The sequence below is a fragment of the Shewanella sp. Choline-02u-19 genome, assembly GCF_002836205.1.
Classification (GTDB): domain Bacteria; phylum Pseudomonadota; class Gammaproteobacteria; order Enterobacterales; family Shewanellaceae; genus Shewanella.
This window is the reverse complement of record NZ_PJBE01000012.1, coordinates 71,214-95,897: the sequence shown is the minus strand read 5'-3', so window position 1 is coordinate 95,897 and position 24,684 is coordinate 71,214. Positions and strand designations below refer to the sequence as shown.

At 45.3% G+C, this 24,684-nt stretch carries 26 protein-coding genes and 1 riboswitch; of the genes, 7 read left to right on the top strand and 19 right to left on the bottom strand.

What is annotated here, in order from left to right; all coding sequences use genetic code 11:
• Positions 1-41: 41 nt before the first annotated feature.
• The 3 genes from mobA to moaA (CXF83_RS02470) are packed head-to-tail and all read left to right on the top strand — an operon-like array spanning position 42 to position 3,456.
• A complete protein-coding gene (gene mobA / locus CXF83_RS02480) occupies positions 42-656 on the top strand; it encodes a molybdenum cofactor guanylyltransferase MobA (protein WP_101090081.1) in 615 nt (204 codons plus the stop codon).
• Positions 653-2,449 (top strand): bifunctional molybdopterin-guanine dinucleotide biosynthesis adaptor protein MobB/molybdopterin molybdotransferase MoeA, encoded by a 1,797-nt coding sequence (locus tag CXF83_RS02475; RefSeq protein WP_101090082.1) that lies wholly within the window; start codon positions 653-655, stop codon positions 2,447-2,449. The genes mobA and CXF83_RS02475 overlap by 4 nt, the downstream gene beginning before the upstream one ends.
• Positions 2,450-2,469: 20 nt before the next feature.
• Positions 2,470-3,456 carry a GTP 3',8-cyclase MoaA gene (gene moaA / locus CXF83_RS02470; protein ID WP_101090083.1) on the top strand — a complete coding sequence of 329 codons (987 nt, stop codon included), beginning with the start codon at positions 2,470-2,472 and terminating at the stop codon, positions 3,454-3,456.
• 57 nt (positions 3,457-3,513) lie between these two features.
• Here moaA (CXF83_RS02470) and CXF83_RS02465 read toward each other — a convergent pair whose 3' ends face one another.
• Positions 3,514-5,544: an Ig-like domain-containing protein gene (locus tag CXF83_RS02465; protein ID WP_101090084.1), complete on the bottom strand. Its 2,031-nt coding sequence runs from the start codon at positions 5,542-5,544 to the stop codon at positions 3,514-3,516.
• Positions 5,545-5,782: 238 nt separating this feature from the next.
• Between CXF83_RS02465 and CXF83_RS02460 the strand changes: the two genes are divergently transcribed.
• Positions 5,783-6,235: a hypothetical protein gene (locus CXF83_RS02460; RefSeq protein WP_101090085.1), complete on the top strand. Its 453-nt coding sequence runs from the start codon at positions 5,783-5,785 to the stop codon at positions 6,233-6,235.
• A 55-nt stretch (positions 6,236-6,290) separates the two neighbouring features.
• A complete protein-coding gene (gene mutM / locus CXF83_RS02455) occupies positions 6,291-7,106 on the top strand; it encodes a bifunctional DNA-formamidopyrimidine glycosylase/DNA-(apurinic or apyrimidinic site) lyase (protein WP_101090086.1) in 816 nt (271 codons plus the stop codon).
• A gap of 9 nt (positions 7,107-7,115) precedes the next feature.
• On the opposite strand, the gene CXF83_RS02450 is transcribed toward mutM, so the two are convergent.
• The 16 genes from CXF83_RS02450 to moaA (CXF83_RS02375) form a co-directional block, all read right to left on the bottom strand.
• Positions 7,116-7,790, bottom strand: coding sequence for a TVP38/TMEM64 family protein (locus CXF83_RS02450; RefSeq protein WP_232775012.1), 675 nt, complete (start codon positions 7,788-7,790; stop codon positions 7,116-7,118).
• 35 nt (positions 7,791-7,825) lie between these two features.
• Positions 7,826-9,319 (bottom strand): capsule assembly Wzi family protein, encoded by a 1,494-nt coding sequence (locus CXF83_RS02445; protein WP_101090087.1) that lies wholly within the window; start codon positions 9,317-9,319, stop codon positions 7,826-7,828.
• A gap of 10 nt (positions 9,320-9,329) precedes the next feature.
• On the bottom strand, positions 9,330-9,812 hold the full coding sequence (gene coaD / locus CXF83_RS02440) for a pantetheine-phosphate adenylyltransferase (RefSeq protein ID WP_101090088.1): 483 nt from the start codon (positions 9,810-9,812) through the stop codon (positions 9,330-9,332).
• Between the two features lie 156 nt (positions 9,813-9,968).
• Complete coding sequence (locus CXF83_RS02435; protein ID WP_101090089.1) at positions 9,969-10,643, bottom strand: TIGR01621 family pseudouridine synthase; 675 nt, start codon at positions 10,641-10,643, stop codon at positions 9,969-9,971.
• A 56-nt stretch (positions 10,644-10,699) separates the two neighbouring features.
• Positions 10,700-11,956: a sensor histidine kinase gene (locus CXF83_RS02430; RefSeq protein WP_180961134.1), complete on the bottom strand. Its 1,257-nt coding sequence runs from the start codon at positions 11,954-11,956 to the stop codon at positions 10,700-10,702.
• Positions 11,957-12,005: 49 nt separating this feature from the next.
• Positions 12,006-12,683: a response regulator transcription factor gene (locus CXF83_RS02425; protein WP_101090090.1), complete on the bottom strand. Its 678-nt coding sequence runs from the start codon at positions 12,681-12,683 to the stop codon at positions 12,006-12,008.
• Between the two features lie 3 nt (positions 12,684-12,686).
• A complete protein-coding gene (locus CXF83_RS02420) occupies positions 12,687-13,208 on the bottom strand; it encodes a hypothetical protein (RefSeq protein WP_101090091.1) in 522 nt (173 codons plus the stop codon).
• A 43-nt stretch (positions 13,209-13,251) separates the two neighbouring features.
• The gene (locus tag CXF83_RS02415; protein WP_101090092.1) at positions 13,252-13,602 is read right to left on the bottom strand and encodes a NirD/YgiW/YdeI family stress tolerance protein; all 351 of its coding nucleotides are present in this window, start codon (positions 13,600-13,602) and stop codon (positions 13,252-13,254) included.
• A gap of 110 nt (positions 13,603-13,712) precedes the next feature.
• Complete coding sequence (locus CXF83_RS02410; RefSeq protein ID WP_101090093.1) at positions 13,713-14,828, bottom strand: ABC transporter ATP-binding protein; 1,116 nt, start codon at positions 14,826-14,828, stop codon at positions 13,713-13,715.
• Positions 14,809-15,489, bottom strand: coding sequence for a molybdate ABC transporter permease subunit (gene modB / locus CXF83_RS02405; protein ID WP_101090094.1), 681 nt, complete (start codon positions 15,487-15,489; stop codon positions 14,809-14,811). The genes CXF83_RS02410 and modB overlap by 20 nt, the downstream gene beginning before the upstream one ends.
• On the bottom strand, positions 15,489-16,268 hold the full coding sequence (gene modA, locus CXF83_RS02400) for a molybdate ABC transporter substrate-binding protein (protein WP_101090095.1): 780 nt from the start codon (positions 16,266-16,268) through the stop codon (positions 15,489-15,491). The genes modB and modA overlap by 1 nt, the downstream gene beginning before the upstream one ends.
• 36 nt (positions 16,269-16,304) lie before the next feature.
• The gene (moaE, locus tag CXF83_RS02395) at positions 16,305-16,754 is read right to left on the bottom strand and encodes a molybdopterin synthase catalytic subunit MoaE (protein WP_101090096.1); all 450 of its coding nucleotides are present in this window, start codon (positions 16,752-16,754) and stop codon (positions 16,305-16,307) included.
• 1 nt (position 16,755) lies between these two features.
• Positions 16,756-17,007: a molybdopterin synthase sulfur carrier subunit gene (moaD, locus tag CXF83_RS02390; RefSeq protein WP_101090097.1), complete on the bottom strand. Its 252-nt coding sequence runs from the start codon at positions 17,005-17,007 to the stop codon at positions 16,756-16,758.
• 6 nt (positions 17,008-17,013) lie between these two features.
• Positions 17,014-17,445: a cyclic pyranopterin monophosphate synthase MoaC gene (gene moaC / locus CXF83_RS02385; RefSeq protein ID WP_428848205.1), complete on the bottom strand. Its 432-nt coding sequence runs from the start codon at positions 17,443-17,445 to the stop codon at positions 17,014-17,016.
• 142 nt (positions 17,446-17,587) lie between these two features.
• Positions 17,588-18,112 carry a molybdenum cofactor biosynthesis protein B gene (gene moaB, locus CXF83_RS02380; RefSeq protein ID WP_101090099.1) on the bottom strand — a complete coding sequence of 175 codons (525 nt, stop codon included), beginning with the start codon at positions 18,110-18,112 and terminating at the stop codon, positions 17,588-17,590.
• A gap of 86 nt (positions 18,113-18,198) precedes the next feature.
• Positions 18,199-19,179: a GTP 3',8-cyclase MoaA gene (gene moaA, locus CXF83_RS02375; RefSeq protein WP_101090100.1), complete on the bottom strand. Its 981-nt coding sequence runs from the start codon at positions 19,177-19,179 to the stop codon at positions 18,199-18,201.
• A riboswitch (molybdenum cofactor riboswitch) is annotated at positions 19,167-19,303 on the bottom strand. Its footprint overlaps the gene before it by 13 nt.
• A 251-nt stretch (positions 19,304-19,554) precedes the next feature.
• Here moaA (CXF83_RS02375) and CXF83_RS02370 point away from each other — a divergent pair.
• Complete coding sequence (locus CXF83_RS02370) at positions 19,555-21,204, top strand: electron transfer flavoprotein-ubiquinone oxidoreductase (protein ID WP_101090101.1); 1,650 nt, start codon at positions 19,555-19,557, stop codon at positions 21,202-21,204.
• A 327-nt stretch (positions 21,205-21,531) separates the two neighbouring features.
• Positions 21,532-23,448: a methyl-accepting chemotaxis protein gene (locus tag CXF83_RS02365; protein WP_101090102.1), complete on the top strand. Its 1,917-nt coding sequence runs from the start codon at positions 21,532-21,534 to the stop codon at positions 23,446-23,448.
• Positions 23,449-23,505: 57 nt separating this feature from the next.
• Here CXF83_RS02365 and CXF83_RS02360 read toward each other — a convergent pair whose 3' ends face one another.
• Both CXF83_RS02360 and CXF83_RS02355 read right to left on the bottom strand, forming a co-directional pair.
• Positions 23,506-23,832 (bottom strand): DUF4870 domain-containing protein, encoded by a 327-nt coding sequence (locus tag CXF83_RS02360; protein WP_101090166.1) that lies wholly within the window; start codon positions 23,830-23,832, stop codon positions 23,506-23,508.
• Between the two features lie 57 nt (positions 23,833-23,889).
• Positions 23,890-24,588 carry an MOSC domain-containing protein gene (locus CXF83_RS02355; protein WP_101090103.1) on the bottom strand — a complete coding sequence of 233 codons (699 nt, stop codon included), beginning with the start codon at positions 24,586-24,588 and terminating at the stop codon, positions 23,890-23,892.
• Between the last annotated feature and the right edge of the window lie 96 nt (positions 24,589-24,684).

Here is a 24,684-nt window from a genome sequence, read left to right as displayed (position 1 = left end):
ATTGCTATTGTTACGTAAGCTGCAACTAATAACAGGAATATGTGATGACAAAGATCGATGCAGTGATCCTCGCCGGCGGAATGGCCAGACGTATGGGTGGCAATGATAAAGGCTTAGTTGAATTAGAAAGCCAACCGATGATCAAACATACAATTGATAGGATTCGACCTCAAGTTAAGGAGATCCTGATCAACGCAAACCGTAATCAAAAGGTGTATTCTGAATTTGGCTTTCAGGTGATAAGTGATCAAGATACAGGCTACTTAGGCCCATTAGCAGGTATGATCACTGCGATGAGTCACACACAAGCAGACTATTTGATGGTTGTCCCCTGTGATTGCCCGTTGCTACCAACAGATTTGGTAGCCAGAATGCTAGCGCAGTTAATTGCTGAAGATGCAGAGCTTGCAGTGGCTAGTGACGGTAAACGGGAGCAACCCGTCGTCATGTTATTAAAGCCCAGCTTACGCACATCAATGAAAGCATTCTTAGATGCTGGCGAACGCAAGATAGATTTTTGGTATGCCAAACACAATTATGTTGTGACCGACTTTAGTGACCAACCAAATGCCTTTATTAACGTGAATACGCCAGAACAAAAACAGCAGCTTAGCGAAGCCATCGCCAACGAAAAGAACAACCAGAGGTGTAAATGAGCATACCTTTTACGAATCCGCTACCTATCCCTGTTCTCGGATTTTGTGCCTATAGCGGCACCGGTAAAACCACATTATTAAAGCAATTAATCCCTGAGCTTAATCGCCGTGGAATTCGACTTGCCGTCATCAAGCATGCTCATCACAACTTTGACGTAGATATTCCGGGTAAAGATAGCTTTGAGATGCGTAAAGCTGGCGCCAAGCAGATGTTAGTCGCCTCTCATATACGCTGGGCGTTGATGACCGAAGATGCCAGGGAATCAGATCCTGAACTGCCTTACCTGCTCAAGCAGATTGAAACAGACAGTGTTGATATCGTGTTGGTTGAAGGCTTCAAAAAATTAGAACTGCCTAAAATAGAACTCCACCGCGCCGCGCATGGTAAGCCGTTTATTCACACCCATGATGAAAATATTCTTGCTGTGGCGTGTTGCGATGACACCAAATTGCCAAGTGAGCTGCAGCGTTTAGATATTAATAACGTGGCGCAAATAGCTGATTATGTCAGTGACTATATTGCGGCGTGGAAACCCTGCCCAATCGACCTGCCTATGGCACCGAGCTGTGGTTGCGAACTCGATAACAGCACCACTCTGTCGGTACGCCAAGGCATCGATAAAATTCTCTCTTACGTCAAGCCGATCAGTACCACTGAATCAGTGGATTTGGACGAACTCGAAAATCGTATTTTAGCGACCGATGCTATTTCACCAGTCAATGTGCCACAACACACCAATTCAGCAATGGACGGCTACGCATTTAAGCTAGGCGAAGAGAACCAAGCCTATACCATGATGGGCGAAGTCATGGCAGGTCACGCTTATGCTGGCACTATTCAAGCGGGTGAAGCCGTACGCATCATGACAGGCGCTCCAGTGCCTGCTGGTGCCGACACCATTCAGCTACGTGAACTCGCCAACGAGCAAGACGGGAAAGTCGAGTTTGAAGGTGCTATGGCGTTAGGCCAACACGTAAGACAAGCGGGCGAAGATATAGCGCAAGGCGAAGCCGCACTAGCCGCTAACACTCGCCTGCATGCCGCCGAACAAGGTTTACTCGCCTCATTAGGCTTTGGCGAACTGCCCGTTTTCAAACGTCCAACCATTGCCGTGTTCTCTACCGGTGATGAAGTTTGCCAACCAGGCGAACCGTTAAAGCCAAACTGCATCTTCGACTCCAACCGCTACACCATCAAGTCGATGGCGAAGAAGCTCGGTTGTGAAGTCATCGATCTGGGCATTATTCAAGATTGTGAAGCCGCACTAGCAGAGGCTTTAACCAGTGCCGCTAAGCAAGCTGATATCGTGATCAGTTCAGGTGGCGTATCTGTGGGTGACGCTGACTACATCAAAACCGTATTGGAAGAAGTTGGTCAGATAAACTTTTGGCGTATTAATATGCGTCCTGGTCGCCCATTGGCCTTTGGTCAAATCGACAACAGCTTATTTTTCGGCTTACCAGGTAACCCTGTTGCGGTAATGGTGTCGTTCCTACAATTTGTTCAACCTGCTATCCGCAAGCTTGCGGGAGAGCAAAACTGGACACCCACCATGGTGCCAGCAATCACAGAAAAACCACTGCGCAGCCGAGTCGGTCGTACCGAATTTATGCGCGGGATCTACCATCTGGCAGCAGATGGTAAGTTACATGTAACCACAACAGGTGCTCAAGGCTCAGGGATGCTTAGCTCTATGGTAAAAGGAAACTGTCTCATCGTGATAGGCGAAAAAGATGACCAGTTAAATCCAGGTGACACAGTTTATATCCAACCTTTTTCCGACCTTCTTTAAGGGTCATATAGGTAAGTAGTATGAGTTTGATCGTTGACAACTTTGGCCGGACAGTCGAATACCTACGGCTGTCTGTAACTGACCGCTGTGATTTTCGCTGTGTTTATTGCATGAGTGAAGATCCCTGCTTTTTAAGTAAAGAACATGTGCTAAGTCTTGAAGAATTAGCCTGGATCGGACAAGCTTTTACCGAGTTAGGCGTTAAAAAAATACGCCTCACAGGGGGTGAACCTTTAGTGCGAACCGACTGTGATAAGTTGGTAAAACTACTCGGCAAGCTACCCGGTCTTGAAGAGCTTTCGATGACCACCAATGGTTCTCGGTTAACCCGCTTCGCGCAAGAGATGCATGACTCAGGGCTTAACCGCCTCAATATTAGCCTAGATACGCTAAAACCAGATCTGTTTACTGAGCTGACGCGTAACGGCAAGGTCAACCGAGTCATTGCAGGTATTGATGCTGCACGCGCCGCTGGCTTTAAAAAGATAAAGGTCAATGCGGTTATTTTGCGTGGCCAAAATGATGATGAAGTACTGGATCTGATTGAGTTTTGTCGTGAGCGAGAACTCGACATCGCATTCATCGAAGAGATGCCGTTAGGCGTAATTGATGAGCGCAAGCGCAGTCGCCATTGCAGCAGTGAGGAGGTTCAGCAGCTCATTCAGCAGCGTTATCCCTTGCAGCTATCCAACCGCCGTACTGGCGGCCCGGCTCGTTACTACACTATGCCGGGCAGTGGTATCCACGTTGGTTTTATTTCACCGCACAGCAATAATTTTTGCCACGAATGTAATCGAGTCCGCGTCACGGTTGAAGGCCGTTTATTACTCTGCCTAGGCAATGAGAATTCTGTCGATTTAAAAGCTATTTTACGAGAGTTTCCTGCTGATATCGAAAAACTAAAAGTCGCTATTCTAGACGGGATACAGCATAAACCGAAAGAACACCATTTCGACCCTAACGGTGAAACCCAGATCCTGCGGTTTATGAACGCCACAGGGGGTTAATTCAATTGTGGATTTAAAATAAAAAAGGCACTTAATGTGCCTTTTTTATTGTCGAGATTATGGAGTGATATTTATTGGAATAATCGCGGCCGTTGACTCATGTCCATTAGGGGTTTTAACCATAACAACCAGCTCCCCTGTAATAGCTTGGGAAGTTCCTTTCACCGCGATGCCATAACTCTGCCCACCAGCTTCATTAGTGTTTGGCCAGGTAAAGCTACTTTGCCCTACGACCTCTCCGACAGAAGATGTAAAGGTTACCACTGAGCCCGATGGCATCTGCTGACCATTACTATCGGTAATCGTTAAAGATGCTTGACCAACGTCTGCCCCAGAAATATCTAATACTTGATCATCGTTATCTATCCCACTATCAATTACGACAACATTAGCTGCAACAGCCGAACTACCAGACATAACGATGACTACGCTACCTCTTATGTGGATAGATTTGCTATCACTCAAACCATCAGCGCAGCCATCGTGAACAGGAACACTGCACAACACCCCATTATAAAGCTTATCTCGACGAGTAAATGTACCATCATTATTAAAATCGATTAGCTCTTCTAATGCATCCTTGTCGTACACCTTATTTTCATTGTAATCGTTAAAAACTTCATTCATATCATACTGATTACTATCTATGCCAACCGATTGAAATAGTGGAAATTCGTCAGCATCAAAGCGGCCATTACCATTTGAGTCCGGGAAAGATTCCTCACCGAGGGCATAAGCAGTAACAGTAGAGCGGCCATTCACAGGTCTAGGGTTTTGCTCCTGCCACTCCACAGTGCATTGTCCATCTAGCGTAAAGCAAGAATCATCGATAGCACCACCTTCGGTAGTGAAGTAAACCGCGGTGCCATCTGGCGCGAAATTATTAAATGCATCCGCAAGGTATGCTGTGACAGGAACTCTTTCAAAAAGATCTGGGTTTAAATTTTTGACCTTTAACGTAAAACTATCTTGATCTGGGATGCCGGTGGAGATAATCAATTTACTTGATTGAGTGATAAGCAGCGGATCGCTAGCATCAACCGTTGCCATGACACGGACAGTGGTCGCAACCGCACCTGAATTCACTACAGTCTGTACCATACCGCTACTGTCGGTAATCCCTTGTGAGTGGCTCAAATAGGTTCCGCCCATCTCGGTATTAAGACTAAAACTCACTGTTTTATTGCTAACAGGGGTTCCAGTCGTGTCAAATACTTGGAACTTAACCACTGAAGTTTCTAAACCACCTGTGGTTTTGATCGAAATTAATGAAGGCTCTGCCGAAACGAAACTAATACTGCCCTCGGTTGGAGCAAGTATATTGATTGACGCTGAAGCAGAAAGACTCGATCCCCCTACATTGACGGTAATGCTAATAGGATCATTTCCTATACATCCTGTAGCGAGGTATAGACTGGTGGCTAAGCCATTAATCGCTGTTACCGGTGAGGTCAGCTCAGCTAAGGGGGTCGAAGCTTTAGCACAAGCTGAAGAGAAGTAAACATCGGCGGGTTGAGTGAATGGCATACCTTGTTCATCAACAATCATCACCGAAATACTCGCGGTCCCACCAGCTGATAATGAATCGGTGCTAACCTCCGCAATTCCCTCCTGCAGGGGTTCGCCGCTGCCCATCACTAAGTTAGTTGCCCCGATGACCAAAATAGCGGTGTCTTGTTCACCAGTCACCAAAGATGCCGTAACCGTGCCAGCTCCTAATGTGGTGCCGGCTAATATATCTACCGTCGCATTACCATTTTCATCAGTCACTGCGGTAGTAATGGGCAAGTCACCTAAGCTGCTACTGAAAGTCACAATAACTGGGTCACTTATACCGTCAACTGCAGCCACTAGCTTTCCAGGAGCAACTGCAGTTATTGATGAGACCTCATCCCCCCCGGTACCAATAATACTCAAGGAGACATTGTAGGTAATGGCATCATCTGATGTAGGGGCCGCATCACTATTATCAAGTAATCCGCATGGCACGTTCGAAGGACAAACGGGCTCTCCATCACCATCGCCGCCACAAGCAGCCAAAATAAAAACAAAAATTGTGGGAATCAATATCCTGTATATTGAGGGCATATCCATCTCCATATAAATACTGTGGTTATTCAAATTAAACACCCACTAGGTATAGGCTATGATTGCTGTTCTTTCACACTTTAATTGCATTATCCATACTGTATTAGTGTAAAACTCATTCCCACATCGGCTAGATCCTCTAAAAAATCCGCTTTACTAACCGCTCATCTGTTCTAAGGTTTGTGAAAGCTCGACTGAATAGATACACTCACTGCATCACTTAATTATCATTATCGCCATGGCCCTATCCAGAAGAAAATGGAATACCATTATCATTCTAGCTTCTATTTTTATGATCTCAGTACTGACTGTGGTCGATGATAATAGCCGTGTGAAACCGTTGCAAACGCAAGCGCTGTTCGATCAATCTGCACCATTATCGCAATTACAACTGGGTGAGTATTGGTTGCAGAAACGTCAATCAGGTTGGCAATGTAGCGAAGAGATACTCAATTGCCTCGAATGGGCTAATGCATGGGAGCTGGTGCATATATCCGCCCTCGTTGATAATCCTGAAACGGTAGGTGAGCCAATAGAGTTAGTGATCCAAATCGACGATATCGATACGGCCCAAGTCTGGGTGCTATTTAGCAGCCAAGGCTTACTAAAGTCTCCCGCCGGCAACTGGTATCAAATTCCTGCCAGCTTACGAGAACAACTCAGCCCCATCATTCGAGCGCAAGCTCATTAATACGATGAGTATAATCAATCATCGAGATCTCACAGCGTAAAACAAGAGAGCCTAAATGCCAGAATTACCTGAAGTTGAAGTCACTCGACAAGGTGTATCACCCTATTTAGTTGATAATGAAGTCACCGACTTAATTATTAGAAATGCATCACTTCGCTGGCCAGTGCCTGAGATTGCTAAACAGATTATTGGTCAAACTGTCCGTAATGTTCGCCGTCGGGCAAAGTACTTACTGATCGACACCGACGCTGGCACCACCATAGTCCACTTAGGTATGTCTGGCAGTTTACGCATACTGTCCGCTAACAGTCCGGTCGAAAAGCATGACCATATCGATTTGGTGCTCGCAAGCGGTAAAGTACTGCGCTATAACGACCCAAGGCGTTTTGGTTGCTGGTTATGGAGCGAACTACCAGAAGAGGCCCATCCGTTGTTATCGAAATTAGGGCCTGAGCCGCTTGAGTCAGGTTTTCATGCTAATTATTTAATCGCGGCGTTACAGAATAAGAAAAAAGCGATTAAGCTGTGTTTGATGGACAATCATATTGTAGTGGGTGTGGGTAACATTTATGCCAATGAAGCGTTATTTGCGGCGGGGATCCATCCACAAGCCGAGGCGGGTAAAGTGGACGCCGAACGGATAACGATTCTGGTCGCTGAAGTAAAACAAATTCTCGCCCGCGCCATTGAGCAAGGTGGCACCACGTTAAAAGACTTTACTAATGCCGATGGCAAACCAGGATATTTTGCGCAAAAGCTACATGTCTATGGGCGAGGGGGCAAAACCTGTACTCATTGTGGTCACTTGCTCAGTGAAGTGAAGCTGGGTCAACGCGCGACCGTGTTTTGCAGTATTTGCCAGCAGCGCTAATCACGGCACTCAATCTTGCTCTTTAACCGCCTGTTTAAGCTCTTTACCGAGTCGGGTGCGATAAAGGTATAAGCCAATCAATAGCGCCACGGCAAATAAACCCACGCTCAATTGCAAGTGATGTTCATCGCTAAGGCTAACCCCAGCACCTGCAAAACTAAAAATGAACATTTGTGGCAGAAAGCCAATACCACTGCCGACAAAAAACTGCCATGGACTAACACAAGTGGTGCCTGCTAAGAGGTTGGTAATGTAATTACTGCCGAGTGGCAACAAGCGGAACATCAACGCTTTAAGCCAAGTTTTGTGGATGATCAACGCTTCAAGCCGTGCTAATTTTTGCTCGAAGCGACGTTTAATCTGCTCACGAAAAACAAAGCGGGAAAAATAGAATAAAATAATGCAGCCCATTAAGGCCGAGATAGTGGCAAAGATTGCACCATTTATACCACCGAGCGCATAACCGAAAGCAAATGCTAGTACTTGCCTAGGCCCGCCAATACAGGAGAACAGCGCTCCCATTAATACCAGCTCAGAGACGGCCGTCGAACCATGCTGTTCGACGTAATCAGTAACCCACTGACTATCACTTAAACGCTGAAAAAAACCTTGTTGCACTGCAACGCCGATTAAAATGGCGATAAATAACAGTCCAAGCAACCTCACGGCCAGTTTAATATTCACGGGGTATCGCAATGCAACAGACGTCAGTCAAACCGCTAGAAACGGTATTCATAAGCACCAAATAACGTCGCGTCTGTTTCTTTGTCTTGCGTCTCAAATTCCGATTGAGATACCGTTCCACCTACGCTCATCATGCCCTGCCACATCGGCATGCGATAGCTAAGCTCTAGCATCAACAAATCCTCTTTGGGAGGCTGAGGAGCCCAATCGATATTCGCATTAGCACCATCTTTATTAAGTTGGGCGTAACGCAGTAAAGAGGTAAAGCCTTTGCTATTGGCGAATTGGCCAATTAGACCTAATACATACACGTTGGCGTCACTGTCATAAGTGCTACCCAGTGCACGGCCATAATAACGTGAACCACTTTTGTAAGTTGAATGCTCGTAAAAACAGTTAAATGCATTTTCATCTTCACCACAAAAAACCATGGTGTCGGTATATTCAAAAAACAACTTGTACTGTTGACCATCAAAGTTGAAACGCGTGTCTGCGCCAAACATAGAGCCACAGTCGACGATATCCCAAGGCATGGAGCCCTTTGAATCTTCGCAAGTTCTTTCGTAGTAAAGGCCAAACGGGACGTTATACCAAGTATCACTAAAACGTATATCGTAGCCTGCGATTTGGTTACCATAATTGGTACAGCCGCCGGCTCCCTCGTTACGGCAATCTTTTTGACCGGTAATGGATTTAAAGGCACTTTCAAAAGAACACTCTTCCCCATCACCACAGAACTGGGTTGTCCAAGACACACCAAGCTCTAGCTGACGAAACGGACGCACTGAGCCACGCAAGTTCCACATCAGCGTGTTGGGGACTGCACGCTCCTCTTCCATCCTGCTAACACCCGCAGTAAAGTTCCACGGCCCAATCCAAGATAACCAAGGTGTTTCAAATGCTTGAGCATTATTGCGACTCAACATCAGTGAAGGCATTGGTCTGGCGTTATTGGACTTGTGCAGTGAAGAGTCAAATCCAGGTCCCCACCATTGCTCAACCGCGCCAAGTGTCACCATCCAGTTACCCATGACCATCGCAAGATAGGAATCATCGAAACGTAGCGATTTATCATCGGCAGGATCGTAGTTAGCTGACGTGGAAACTTTATAAGCAAATCTATCGCCCAAGTACTCGTATGATGCAGTCGCCTCACCTTGTTCTCTATAATCAGAGCCAAAATGTTGGAATCTCGCGGCATCACTGGCAGCAGCAAACTTGATACGGGTATTGCCACGATTGCCGACGGCATTACGGTAGTTGAAGTTCACCCGAGAGAATGCGTCCACTAAGGCAGGCGAAAGTGTTGATGGCTCAATGTTAGCCAAATCATCACCGATACCCGACCACATTAACGGATAGGTATTGACGGGGGCCGTAATCACACCTGCATCGGCCAATGCTTGAATATCGGCTCGTAAATAGATATCGGATGTATCCACCCAAGGGGCTGCGCTAATGATGGCAGAATAACAAACGGCAAATAGTGCCAACAGCCTAATATTGATCAATAAAACACGCTTTATCATGGTCGGAGTCTTAACCTTTTTCTTTATTCATTAGTGCATTAGCAACTTCAGCATGGACAAACTGGCTCACATCACCACCGTGATGAGCAACCTCTTTAACCAGAGTCGAAGAGATAAACGAGTTCTCCTCTGCTGGGGTTAAAAACACACTTTCTAGATCGGGGCTAAGACGGCGATTCATATTCGCCAATTGGAATTCATACTCAAAATCTGAAACAGCTCGCAAGCCTCGAACTAACACACTAGCTCGTTGCTCTTTGGCAAAATCCACCAGCAGCCCTGAAAAACCAACCACTTCCACATTATCTAAATGTGCTGTCACTATTTTTAATAGTTCCACTCGCTCACTCAGCGTAAAGCGCGGCTTTTTAGAGGGGTTAGCAGCAATGCCAATAACAACATGTTTAAATAATTTGGCAGCACGCTCAATAAGATCAGCATGACCATTAGTCACGGGATCAAATGTTCCTGGGTATATGGCTCGTTTATGCACAATTATCTACTCATGTTTAGTGTTAATTATACGCCGATTAAGGCTTAACTTTTCAGGGCACTATCCTACTCGTAATCCACTAGATTGTGAATGTGTAAGCTTAGATATTCCTTAAGTCCTGCATATTTCAAACTTAGCGTTGAAAGACAAGTAAATTTACTTCGCTTTAGGCCAGTTCAAACTTTCGGGCTGCGACCACAGTGCTAACTGCTTAGAAAATGCTTCACTATTAAAAGCAACACCGGATTGAGGAGGCATACTGAACTGGTAGGCTTTATTTTTATAGTTAAAGTACAAACTGTAGGCATGCAGATAGCCTCTATCTGATGCCGCACCACCATAGAGTTCGTCACCTAAAATTGGCACTCCAATACTGGCTAATGCCACTCTAAGCTGGTGAGTTTTACCGCTTAACGGTTTAAGTAAATAAAGGCGTAAACCGTCAGCTACCGATTGTGAAAAGAATTGAGTGATTGCAGGGTTAACCGTGGTGCGCAGTAATTTGTGCATGCTGCGGCGTGACTTGGCCATATCGCCAATGACCCAACCTTGTTTCTTTTTGGGCTTGCCTTGTGCCAGTGCCAAATAGTACTTTTGAATTTTGTGTTCACTGAATTGACGGGTAAATTCAGCTGCTGCAGCTGATGACTTGGCTAAAATGAGCAAGCCAGACGTCAATGTGTCTAATCGATGTACCGAATACAGTTTTATACCCAGATCTAGCTCAGCTTGAGCAACAACCCCAGCGGAACCATCTTGACTGTGGAAATGGACGTTGGCCGATTTATTGATAATAATAAAATCGGCTTCGTCAGCAATAACTTGATACATAAAGAGAAAACCCTACCAAACAGACAAAATGTTTTAACAACCAACAGGTATGGGTATCAAAAAGTAATTTGCACTTTAAGCCCCGGTTGGTTATCCATTAAGGCGATTTTAGCATTATGGCGCGACAGAATCGCCTTAACCATAGATAAACCTAAACCGGTACCTTTATGATGTCTGCTTGGATCTAAGCGGACTAAGCGCTCGAAGACTTTATCGCGTGAGCCTGCGGGGATCCCTGGGCCATTATCTTGAATTGAAATAACATTGCGGTTTTGCGAAATAATGATCGTTGCACCTTCACCTGAGTATTTAATCGCGTTGTCGACCAAATTAAATAATGCCTGGAAAAGTAAATACTTATCACCGCTAACGCTAAACTCTTCACCGGCCATTAATTTAAGCGACTGGCCATTATATTCGGCCATCACCTCTGCCATCTCAAATAGATCTCGGCAGATATGTTGCAAACTCAGTGACTGTAGTTCTAATGTTTGCTGGCCCTCTTCTATTCGAGTGAGCGACAGCATGGCGTCGAATGTCGCCAAACAGTGATCAAGTTCTTCAGTGATGATAGCGCAACCCTCAGCTAATTCCTCTTCAGGCTTTTCTGGCAACTGCTCTAAGCCGATACGCAAATGAGATAGCGGTGTACGCAGATCATGCGCAATATTGTCCGTCACGCCGCGCACCGCCGCGAGATTTTTTTCTAAAGTATCTAACACTCGGTTAAATTGTTGTGCCAGCATATCAAACTCATCTTGCCGCCAACTAACAGGTAATCGCGTCGAATATTGCCCTTGTTCCACCTGTTCACTCAGTCGATTATATTGCACTAATCTCCGCAAAATAGCCTTGGAAAACAGATAGCCAAGCGCTAACGTTAATACAACTGTTAACATTAACGCGGTAATCGCCGCATTGGTGAATTTGTCGATTAACGTCCCTAACTGATCCACTCGAGTCGCAACCAATACCGGGCCATAACGTGTCATCACCATGCCACCAGTAAGAATGTGCAATTTATCGGCTCCGCCCTTAAAAACGGGAAACTCACGTTTTTCGGGCAGCATAGGCATGTCTTTGGGGATCATGCTTAATGAGCCAATAAGATCGAAGGAGTTGCGCCATACGATTAAGGCGACTTTAGGGTCGGCACTGCGGACTTGCGTAGCAAAACTGTGCCTATCAAGCGTGAGTGCCATCTGTTGATAGCGGGTTTTCTCGGCATTGAGGTGTTGATCGAGTTGAAACTCTTGTTCATTAATCAACTGACGATACATCCCCAATAGCAAGGTGCCAATAATCACCGTCACCAATGCAGAGAAAATAATCGTAATGCGCCACGCACTACTTTGGTATGGCTTAATGCCCTTGGCGTAGGCGATAACCAGCCCCTCGGACGGTTTCAATCAACTCACCATGGCCTAACTCTTCAAACTTACGTCTAAGCTTAGCAATATGTACATCGATAACATTGGTACGTGGATCAAAGTGATAATCCCATACTGCTTCAAATAACAGTGTACGACTTATGACTTGATTCTCATGTTCCATAAGGTATTTTAGTAACTGAAACTCTTTAGGCTGTAGCAAGATCTCTTGCCCGTCCAATGTGACTTTTCGGGTCAGCAGCTCAATCGCCAATGGGCCAACATTTAAGCTGGTCACCATGGGTTGTGACTCACCGCGTTGCATCAACTTTTCGGCACGCACCAATAGCTCAGAAAACGCAAATGGCTTAGTCATATAATCATCGCCACCAGCGCGTAAACCTTTAACGCGTTCATCCACATGACTCAATGCCGATAAAATAAGTACTGGTGTTTGGCTGCCCGTCGCACGCAATGCTGCTAATAGCTTAAGCCCGTCAAGTTGGGGTAGCATGCGGTCTAAAATGATCAAGTCATACTTCATGCTGGTCGCTAGCAGTAATCCTTGGTGACCGTCGGTGGCCGTTTCAATATTGTGCCCCTGCTCAATAAATCCTTTTACAACGTATTCGATGGTAGTCGCATCGTCTTCAACCATGAGTATTTTCATGCTTTAATCCCATTTGAGCAGTGGTAGTAATTGCTTATTTTCCATATCGAAGGCTAACTTTCGTTTACCTTCGGCATCTAACATTTCTAACTCTATATAGCTTATTCCAAGGTCATTATCGACCTCTGCCTTGACCAAATGCCCCGTGCTGTCTTTACAAACAAGGGTTAACATTTCAGAAAATGTTAACCCACTTTGCTGCAGCATCATTATGCCAGCAAGTTCGTCCTTATCATCATTTTTTAAACGCCCAATATCACGCACTTTAAGGCTGCCATCAATTGCACGGTATTCATATTCAGTAATTGTTTTTGCTTGCGGATCGATCATCTTAAACTCGTAAATGAGTTCTCCATTATCGAGCTCTGCTTCAAATTCAGAGATCACCCCAGGGTGCAGTAGCTCTAGCTTTTGTATCATTTCTATCGGCGATGGGTAATCTCCCGTCGACATGAGCGGATACAGACCTTGGCCTGCCAATGCACTACCTGATACTAATAACAATCCCACCAGCCAACGAGCCATGGCTCCTCCAAAAAATAAAACGCTAAATCATACTAATAAACAATTATTGAGAAACCAGACGCATACTGTCGATCTCTATTTCAATGCCATTCCATTCATCATCAACTTCACCAATCAATGTGACCTTGGTGTCGCTAGTGACTTCTATTTCACGCCACAATGCATTGTCTATCTCGACCTCTACCTCGCCGCTTTGATCGCGAAACAGGTATTTTTCATCACCTAAACTTTTGACTAGATAACCCGTCAACTCAATGGGTGTATCGTCTTTTGCTTTAGCTGCATCAGCAGCCGTTGTAGCATGACTTGCCACTCCAGGACCATTATAAGCAGCCACTGCAGGCAAGGTTAATACAGCAGAAAGAATAATTGAACCGGTTAACAATTTTGTCATCGGATAAACACCTCGTTTAGATTAGGAGTCATACTATGACAAAACACATAACACCAAGGTGACGTAAAGATTAAACTTTGATCATACGTTGGAGTTTATTGCTAAACCGTTTATTCGGTATTAGGTTCCAAAATATGGATCAATTCAGATTTTAGCGCCACCGTCGTTTCGCCGCCCTCTACAAGTTCCAGCTTTTGGGCTAAGTGTAATGGCACTTCGGCGTTAATTTTATGCTTTACGCCCACAACACTCGCCAGAATTCGTACCGTTTCGCCCATCACTAGCATCGAATCAATGGTAATATCGAGCTTATTAAAGCTACGGCACAAACGGCCTTTTTTAATCGAATTAAATCTAACGCCTTGATTGGGGATCACCCAGCGCACTTTTGCGCCAACATTTAGGCTCTCAAAGTAAGTGCTGGCGATAAGATGATCACCAAACTTAAGCCAAGTGATCTGCCGCTCTTCCTCCTGTGCAATAACATAGGCGTCAAAGATATTACGCAATCCCATCTGCTTTGCTACGGCTTCGTCGCGCGGCCGAGTCAGCACTTCTCGTGGATGGCCTTGCTGTAACATTTTTCCTTGGCTGATCAAAATCATGTTATCAGCCAATAGCAATGCCTCATTAAGATCATGAGTGACCATAATCACTGGGATCGCTAACTGCTCTTTCAAGCGAGCAAGCTCTAAATACAAGCGCTCACGAGTTTCTCTATCCACAGCAGAAAAGGGTTCATCAAGCAGCAAGACTGAGGGCTCACGTGCTAATGCACGCGCCAATGCCACCCGTTGTCGCTGACCGCCAGAAAGGTGCGCTGGCAGTCTGTCGGGTAACCCATGTAGATTAACCCGCTCTAACCAATCTTTAGCCCGCGTCGCACGTTCAGATTTGGGAATATGGTCTAATGCCGCGATCACATTTTCTAACGCGGTTAAATTGGGAAACAAACCAAAGTGCTGCGGCACATAGCCTAAATGCCGTTGTTGTGGACTCAGCTGTATCGACTTTTTATCGCAATACCAGCTGGTTTGTCCATAACGGATCTCGCCAGACTGCGGTTTATTTAAGCCAGCTATCATCCGCAACAGCGTTGACTTACCGCCACCCGACGGTCCAACCACCGCCAGCACTTCACCCGCTTTACAGGTAAATTCCGCATCAATAGTGATATGTTCGGTTTGTTTAATTCGACAAAATAGATCAGCGACGACTTGAGACATGCTTACCTCCGACTCGTCGTGACAAACTGGTGGTCAGTGCCAATACCGTAATCGCAAATAGTAATAGCACCAATGACATATTCCCCGCACTGGCAAAATCAAACGCCTGTACGCTGTCATAAATAGAGATGGCAATGGTTTTAGTTTCACCCGCAATATTACCGCCCATCATTAACACGACACCGAATTCCCCTAATACATGGGAAAAACACAGCACCATTGCCGTTAATACGCCCGGCCACACCATAGGTAACTCAATTTTAAATAGCGCTTTAGTGCGGCTCATACCACAGCAAGCAGCGGCATCACGCACATCTTCGGGTACGGCTTCAAAAGCACGTTGAATAGGCTGAATAGCAAACGGGATATTGATAAAAATAGAAGCGACTACCAGCCCTGAAAAATGAAACACTAATTGATGTCCGAGCAGCTGCTCTAGCATCTGTCCTAGCCAGGACTCACTGCCCAAACCGACCAATAGATAATAACCAATCACTGTCGGTGGTAACACTAACGGCACCATAACCAAAGCCTCGACCCAAGACTTACCGCGAAATTGACGATAAGCCAAGAAACGTCCGGCTAAAATAGCCATTGGCACCAATATTACGACGGTGACAGTACTGAGTTTAATTGATAGCCAAAGTGCTTCCCAATCCATTAGTTAACCGCTTTGCCAAAACCATACTCAGCAAAGATATGCTGCGCTTTGTCGGTTTGAATATAGTGATAGAATTCGTTCGCTGTTTGGCCCGCTTTTAGGGTCAATACCATGCGTTGTTTCAGTGGGCTATATAAAGATTGAGGGATAACCACATAATTTGCTCGGCTCTTAAAGCGCTCTGCTGACGCCAGCGATAATGCGATTAAGCCACCTTGAGTTGAGCCACTTAACGCAAACTGTGCCGCTTGCGATACGTTCTCACCAAAAATAAGTTGTGGTTGAATCTTTTGCCATAAACCTAAGTTTTGCAACGCTTCTTTGGCTCGTTCGCCATAAGGTGCATGGTCGGGATTGGCAATAGCAAAACGCTTAAGTGCTTGAGTGTCCATGAGCTGCTTAAGTCCATCGAGATTTTCATCTAAGACCAACGGTGAGGTTTTAGGGGCTGCAAGCGCAAGCTTGCCTACCGCATAAACGATCCCTTTGCCTTGAGTTTGGCCGGCACTCGCAAGTTGATTGGTGTAGCGCTCGTCAGCCGAAAGAAAAATTTCAAACGGTGCTCCATGCTTTATCTGGGCAACAAAATTACCCGACGAACCATAGGTGATCCGTACTTTTCCACCCGTATCTTGATTAAACTGCTTCGCCACATCATCTAAGGCAAACTTGATACTCGATGCTGCCGCTATTGCCGGCACATCCTCAGTCGCAACCGCCGCTTTGCTTAGTAGCAACAATGGCATTAGAACCGACAGCAAGACCACGCTAAGCTTCATCAAGTAACTCCCTAATACACCTAATTTAAAATACGATTACTTTTTATTCCACACATTCGCCGCTTGCTCATCGGAATCACGCGCTTCAACCCAGCTTGCGCCTTCTTCACCCGCTTCAAGTTTCCAAAATGGGGCTTTGGTCTTTAAAAAATCGATTAAAAACTCACACGCGGCAAAGGCTGCTTTTCGATGTGCGCTGGTAACACCAATAAAGACAATCTGCTCACCTAAAGCCATTCGACCAACACGATGAATAATCGTAACGTGGTTGAGTGCCCAACGCTCACGCGCCTCAGCTTCTATTTGATTCAATACCGCTTCGGTCATGCCGGGGTAATGCTCAAGTGTAAGATCAGTAACGGCACTGCCATCATTGAAGTCACGTACTTTACCCACAAAAGTGACCACAGCGCCATCACCATTTTCTTGGCTAATTAACTGATACTCTTCTGGAACACTAAAATCTGCAGTTTGTACGCGGATCATCTTAGCCTCCAGTCACTGGTGGGAAAAAGGCAACTTCATCGCCATCTTCAATAGCGCTATCCCACTGGCTAATGGTTTGATTAACCGCCACCAATAGCTTGTCTGACGCCATAATCTTGGCCCATTTATCATCTGTGGCGGCTAATGTTGCTCGCAAGCCTTCAGCTGTTTGGGTATTTTCGGCCGCTTCAACTTTGATGCTTGCGGTGCCAAGTAGCTCTCTTACTTGCGCAAAAAACAGTACGTTTATCATCTCTTTCTATACCTTAAAGTGACCAGATTTACCGCCACGCTTCTCAAGTAAACGTACTTGAGAAATCACCATATCTTTTTGTACCGCTTTACACATATCGTAAATCGTCAGTGCTGCAGTTGATGCCGCCGTTAACGCTTCCATTTCAACACCCGTTTTACCCGAAAGCTTACACAAGCTGCGGATCCAAACACGGTTATGCTCAGGTTGCGCTTCAAGCTCAACCTCAACTTTAGTCAGCATCAAAGGATGACAGAGTGGGATCAAATCAGATGTTTTCTTTGCCGCTTGAATACCAGCAATACGCGCCGTGGCAAATACATCACCTTTGTGATGGCTGCCTTTCATGATCATGTCGAGCGTTTCGCTCGCCATCTCGATATAAGCTTCTGCTCTAGCTTCACGCTCAGTGACTAATTTATCTGTAACATCAACCATGTGTGCGTTACCGTCTGCATTGATATGGGTAAAAGCATTTGTCATTAGGGTTAAACCTTCTTAATCAACATATTTATCAAAACACCTTATAGATAGCCTGCTAACGCAATATATTGCGTTAGCACAGGGCGTTATCTACAAGTTAGTCTGTTATTTTCTTAACGTGCATCACAAAATTGCAAGGGCGATGCGTAGCGTCCAACTGCTCTTTCAGCACTTTATTCCAACCGGTTTTACATGCTCCGGTTGAACCTGGAAGACAAAATATAACGGTTTTATTAGCAATGCCACCGAGTGCGCGAGACTGCACGGTTGAAGTGCCGAGCTCGGTATAGGTGATATGACGAAATAACTCACCAAAACCTTCGATATCGCGATCAAAGAGTGGCTTGACGGCATCAGGTGTGTTGTCTCTTTCTGTAAAGCCGGTGCCGCCTGTCGTGATAATCACTTGGACGTTATCTGAGGCAATCCACTGCGAGACCACGGCACGGATCTGATATTTATCATCTTTAATTATCTGACGCTCGACCAAGTTATGCCCAGCTTCAAGCAGTGCACTTTCTAAAAACTGACCAGAGGTGTCGTTGTCGATATTGCGGCTGTCTGACAAGGTTAATACAGCAATATTAAGTGGCAAAAATTGGCTCTGAGTACAATGTCCCATAACGGTCTCTTTAATTTAACTAAATAGCAGTCAATGCGGCGATTATAGCGGGGATCTGACGCAATAAATTTGCGTCAGATCTAAATTTAGCCACCAATAGAAGCGAGATGCTGCGTCACGCCGGTGATGCCGTCGTGCAGAAAATGCGTCTCTTTTTTCTGTGCGAGCTGTCCATGTAAACGCTCAATAAGCTCAGCTTGTTGATCTTGTGTTTGCAGCAAATCACGTAAGTCGACCCCATTTTCAGTGAACAAACACAGGTGTAACTTACCTTTGGCTGAAACACGTAAGCGATTACAGCTGGCACAAAAGTTTTTAGCATAAGGCATGATAAGCCCGATACGACCTTGGTAGTCTTGATGGCTAAAGTTTTGTGCTGGACCATCATCCGCCGAGGGAGTATCAAACTGCCAGCCCTCTTGTTGCAGCTGAGTTTTGATATCGGCGCCGGCTAAATGATGCGCTTTAAAGTAGTCGTGGCCTAAACCTGTTTCCATTAGCTCAATAAAGCGCAAATCAATGGGCGTACTTTTAATCCAATGCAGAAAGCGTGGCAAGTCCTTATCATTGAGACCCTTAAGCAATACAGCGTTGATTTTTACCCGCTCAAAGCCCGCTTCTAGCGCTGCATCGACACCGCGCATCACTTCATCAAACTTATTCTCACCGGTAATTTGATAAAACATTTTCGGGTCGAGACTGTCGACAGAGATATTAATGCGTCTGAGCCCAGCGTCATACCATTCTTGGGCATGCTTAGCTAAGCGATAACCATTGGTTGTGGTGGCGATAGTTTTGATTTTTTCGTTATCTTTAACAATCCGAATAATATCGGTGAAATCTTTACGCAAGGAGGGCTCACCACCGGTGATCCGAACTTTTTGCGTGCCGACTTCAGAGAAGGCAGAAACTAAATGTTCTATCTCATTGAGATCGAGAAACTTGGGTTTACCGTCGGGACGATAACCATCAGGGAGGCAATAAGTGCATTTAAAGTTACATACATCAGTCACTGACATACGCAGATAATGAAACCGTCGACCAAAATTGTCTTGTAGTTGGGACATGATCACCTTTCCAAGTAAGGGGAGGTGAGATCATTTCTTTTCTCACCCCGGTGGCGTTATTGCCACGGCTAAAAACCCGTATCTGTCTCGACGTAGGATTAGAAGCTCGGAGAACCGTCAAACTTGATTATAGGCGTTTTTTGGCGACAAACCATAGCTTCATCGTCACTATTAGCATTAAAAAGCAGCACCTGTGGAATATGTGTGACCGCCATCACCCAAAAAAGTGCTTAAAATAGCTGCACTAGAACAGTTTAAACTCTGTGCCGTAGCCCTATTTTGAGGTAAAGTGAAGTTAAAGATTAAAACACCCGTTTATAGTGCGTGAGCTTTTTGCCACTGTAATCATCGGGGGAAATAAAGGAAGATGAACTGATGGAACGCGAATCAATGGAGTTCGATGTTGTAATCGTGGGTGCCGGGCCCTCAGGATTAGCAGCAGCTTGTCGTTTAATGCAGATATCCAAAGACAGTGGTCAAGAACTCACGGTCTGTGTAGTAGAGAAAGGTTCTGAAGTCGGAGCCCACATTCTCTCTGGAGCCGTTTTTGAACCCAAAGTATTGGGTGAGCTTTTTAATGACTGGAAAGAGTCTGGCGCACCGCTGCACACTGCGGTAACTCACGACGAGATCCACATGCTGAGCTCAGCAACCGACGCCCGCCTTATGCCGAATGCTTTGGTTCCAAAGACCATGCACAATGAAGGCAATTACATCATCAGTGTTGGCAATCTATGCCGCTGGTTAGCCGAGCGTGCTGAAGAGCTTGGTGTTGAGGTATTCCCAGGTTTCCCTGCAAGCGAACTGCTTTTTAATGCTGATGGCAGCGTTAAAGGGATCCAGGTAGGTGACATGGGTGTTGGCGAAGATGGTCAGCCAAAAGGTAGCTATGAGCCTGGCATGGAACTTCACGCTAAATACACCGTATTTGGAGAAGGTTGCCGTGGCCATTTAGGCAAACAGCTTATTGAAAAATACCAACTTGATAATGGTAAAACCCCACAACATTATGGCCTTGGCTTTAAAGAGATCTGGACCGTTCCCAGCGAACAACATGAGCTCGGCAAAGTGGTGCATACTGGTGGTTGGCCTTTAACTGAAGGCGCGTCGGGTGGTGGCTTTATGTATCATCTCGAAAACAACCAAATTGCCGTTGGTTTGATTGTTGATCTCAACTATAAAAATCCACATTTAAGTCCATTTGATGAATTCCAACGTTATAAGACTCACCCAGTCATTGCTAAAACGCTCACTGGCGGCGAACGTGTCTCTTATGGTGCTCGTGCTATTACCAAAGGTGGCTTGAACTCTTTACCAAAACTGACCTTCCCTGGTGGAATGATCATTGGCTGTGATGCGGGTACCTTAAATTTTGCCAAAATCAAAGGTACACATACCGCAATGAAGAGCGGAATGTTAGCTGCAGAAACACTGGCACAAGCGATGCTAGCCGGAGTTGATGGAGGCAAAGATCTCAATTGCCTCCAAGACCGATTTGATGAGAGCTGGCTAAAAGAGGAACTTTATTGTTCACGTAATTTTGGCCCTGCAATGCATAAGTTTGGGACATACCTTGGCGGTGCATTTAACTTTGTTGACCAAAATTGGTTTGGCGGTAAGTTTCCGGTCACCCTTAGAGATGAAAAACCTGATTACGCCCAGATGGCGGAATCAAGTGCCTACAGCAAAATCGATTACCCTAAGCCAGACGGAAAACTTAGCTTTGATAAGCTGTCGTCGGTTTATTTGTCGAATACTTTCCATGAGGAAGATCAGCTGTGTCATCTTCGTTTAAAGGATGTGCGGATCCCAATCGATTTCAACTTGGTTAAATTTGATGAACCCGCACAGCGATATTGCCCAGCAGGGGTATATGAAGTTGTTGAAGAGGCAGGCGAGAATAAGTTTGTGATTAACAGCCAAAACTGTATTCACTGTAAGACTTGCGATATCAAAGATCCAAGCCAAAATATCACTTGGGTAACGCCTGAAGGCGGTGGCGGTCCTAACTATCCAAACATGTAAACGCCATTGAAATTCAATTCATAAAATGCAACTTCTTAATGAATTGATATCAGTGCAGATTACGATATTAAAACTAAATGCACACCACAAGGTGTGCATTTTTAGTTGCACCAATAACAAAAAATAGACATAATCCTCCGCGCTAATATAAGAGTACAGATTTCAGACTGAAATTCAGATACCTGCCTTTATTCCTACACGTTACAAAACAGATCCCTCTTCACAAAGCTCAGCCTAAAAATAGGTTTTGCGTCCACTGTGCCGAGTCTGTTATCAATCCACTACTTTCGGCCATCAATATTGGCTGTATTAGGCAATCGAATTTTTATGAAATTGAATATGCTCACCATTAAACAGAAAATTCTGCTTACTGTGACCCTAACAGTATTACTCTCCACAGCCCTTGTCGGCATGCTTAGCCAACAAAGCGCTAAACAAGTGGTAGAACAAAGAATGTTGACCTCGGAGATGCCCAATATGTTGGCGCAGATCCGCAATAAGCTCGAACTCAACATTTCGACATTAATGAATGCCGCTCAGCAACTCGCCAACAATAAAATGTTACTCCAATGGCTAGAAGAGGATCGCCCCGCAGCCGGTGAACCTTTGCTGGTGAGCCAGTTAAACGAGATCTCCCGCCAATATGATTTAGCCCAAGCCTCTTTTGCGGATAAAGAAAGCGCGGCTTACTATACTCAAGATGGTTTTCTGCGAGAGCTAAACCCGGCTCAAGATGCTTGGTTCTTCGATTACAAGAACAGCGGCCAAGAGTCCATGCTCAATGTATTCACTGAAGACAATGGCGATGTGAAGCTATTTATTAACTACCAACAACCCAATGGTCGAGGCTTAGTCGGTTTAGGAAAATCTCTCGATGATATGGTGCAGTTATTACGCTCATTTAAAATTGAACAATCAGGATTTGTCTATTTGGTCGACAGCAAGGGACAAGTAAAATTACACCCAGACACGGCACAAATAGGTAACGCGGATTTAAACAATCTATATAGTGGCACCGACACTTCAAGCCTAATGCGCCGTACTGATTTCAACCTATTGAAAACAGATATCGATGGCGAAGCCATGCTCATTGCTAGCAGCTATATTCCGTCAATGGATTGGTACTTAATTGCGCAAGTACCTGAAAGCGAAATTTTTTCACTGCTCGAAGAGTCAGCCTATAAAATTCTTATCTGGACCGCGGTAATTGCAGCATTATTTATTGCGTTATCAAGCTTAGTCGCCAGTTCTGTTAGCCGCCCCATCGCCAGAGTTGCTGACATGCTGCGCGATATTGGTGAAGGTGAAGGCGATCTGCGTCAACGACTGCCGGTTGAAGGAGAAGACGAATTAGCCCAGCTAGCCAAGGGGTTTAATAGCTTTATCAGCAAAATTCAAGCCTCGATGATTGAAGTGGCAGAAACCAGTAAGCAACTCGGTTGCTCTGCCATCGATGTATCTCACCAGGCACAGCGCACTTTAGAAGATAGCCAGCTGCAAAAAGACCAAACCATTATGGTCGTTGCCGCGATTAATGAAATGGGCGCTACGGTTAATGAAATTGCCAGTAATGCCGCGCAAGCTGCAGATACAGCAAAAGCCGCAGATACGGATTCAACTAACGGTCAAGTCGTTGTGACTCGAGCACGCGAAACCATTAGCCAACTGTCCAATGATGTCGAACAAGTCGGTGAGGTCATTGAGTCACTAGCAACTCACACTCAATCTATCGAAAGTATTCTCGATGTGATTCGAGCGGTGTCTGAGCAAACAAACTTGTTAGCGCTAAATGCTGCAATTGAAGCCGCCAGAGCAGGTGAAGCGGGTCGGGGGTTTGCAGTGGTTGCCGACGAAGTGCGTAATCTAGCATCACGTACAGCCACTTCAACCAATGAAGTACAGGTGATGATTGATAAACTGCAAGCCGAAGCAAGTCGCGCGGTAGAAGCGATGGAACAAAGCCGCTCTCGATCTATTGAGGGAGTTAATGCTGTGGACGAAGCGAGTCAATCACTGACCGGCATTAGTGAGCGCATTGGTTCAATCAGTGACATGAATATACAAGTTGCAGCCGCCACTGAAGAGCAATCAACAGTCGTTGAAGATATTAATCGTAACGTGAGTGATATTAACGACATTACCCAGCGCACTGCAGATACTGCTGAAGATGCTGCTAAAGCCAGCCAATCACTCAGCCAGCTTGCGCATCGACTCGATTCATTAGTGGCTAACTTTAAGGTTTAACCTGAGTAATAACATTGCCTATCGAGGTCACTCGGTAGGCAACTCAAACAGCTAAATTTATGTACGTGGTTTGATAAATTTGATCGACATAGGGTATTTATAACTTTCGCCTTCACTGGCTTTCATCGCTGCAATAATCGTAAAAACAATATCAACGATCGCAATAATACCGAGTAGAATGAACCCTACACCAACCAACATCAATACGGCACTGATCATGGCATAGATCGCCATGCTGATCTTAAAGTTCAAACAGTTACGCCCACAACTATCAACAAACGGCAGCTCATCTCGCTTCATCAACCAGACAATTAATGGTCCTAAAATACTGCCAAACGGGATCAAATAGCCTGAAAAACTAGCCAAATGTACCACTACCCCCATGTTTTTCTCATCTTGAGTCACAATTCCACTCCTTGAAATATTAATATAATCAACAAACTATGCTTGTTGTACGCCATATAAACGCATTTGCCAATCTTCAATGGCATTATTCGCCATTCGACGCTGTAAACTTCCAACCCAAGATGCCGCAAGTCCAGGACAATTCGCTAAACGTTGATATTGCACGGCATCAAAATCGGGCAAGAAATAGATATGCATCGCTTCTGCGATGCTAATATCAGAACACCTTTCAATAAGCGTAATAGTGTCAGCCTCATCAATTGTGCCGCTCTTCAGTACTCGATAAAACCAGCCACAACGGCCGCTCTGTTGCATTGCTAGCGCAAAATCATTGTGACCGAACTGCAGATTGAGTTTAAAACATGGCGACCTAGGCTGTGTCACTTGTAACAGCACCTCGCCTATTTGGACAATATCGCCAATATTGACTTGGGTTTCATCCAGCCCGACAGTACTAATATTCTCGCCCATCGCAGGAGCATCTTTAAAGCCGGTGATCATATCCCAGCGGCGATATTGACCGTAATGCTCTCGAGGGAAATGGTGCAATACTCTGTCGAGCCCGCCGTGATGCTTGGGATCTGCTTGGCTATCGCCTTCAACCGTTCCTTCAGCAACAAGTAGCTGCTTACAATCGTGTTTTTGATCAATGCCACTTTGCACGGCGCCAAATTTTGTCTGGTCATTGCCGCGATATAAACCTGAAATTTGCTTAATGAGTATTTGCGCTGTCATCAAAAAATGCTCTTAATTATCATGCTTTATCCTATCACTCGTTATTGTGATAGCGATACCCTAGCTGCATCAACAATAATGAATATTATCCAGACG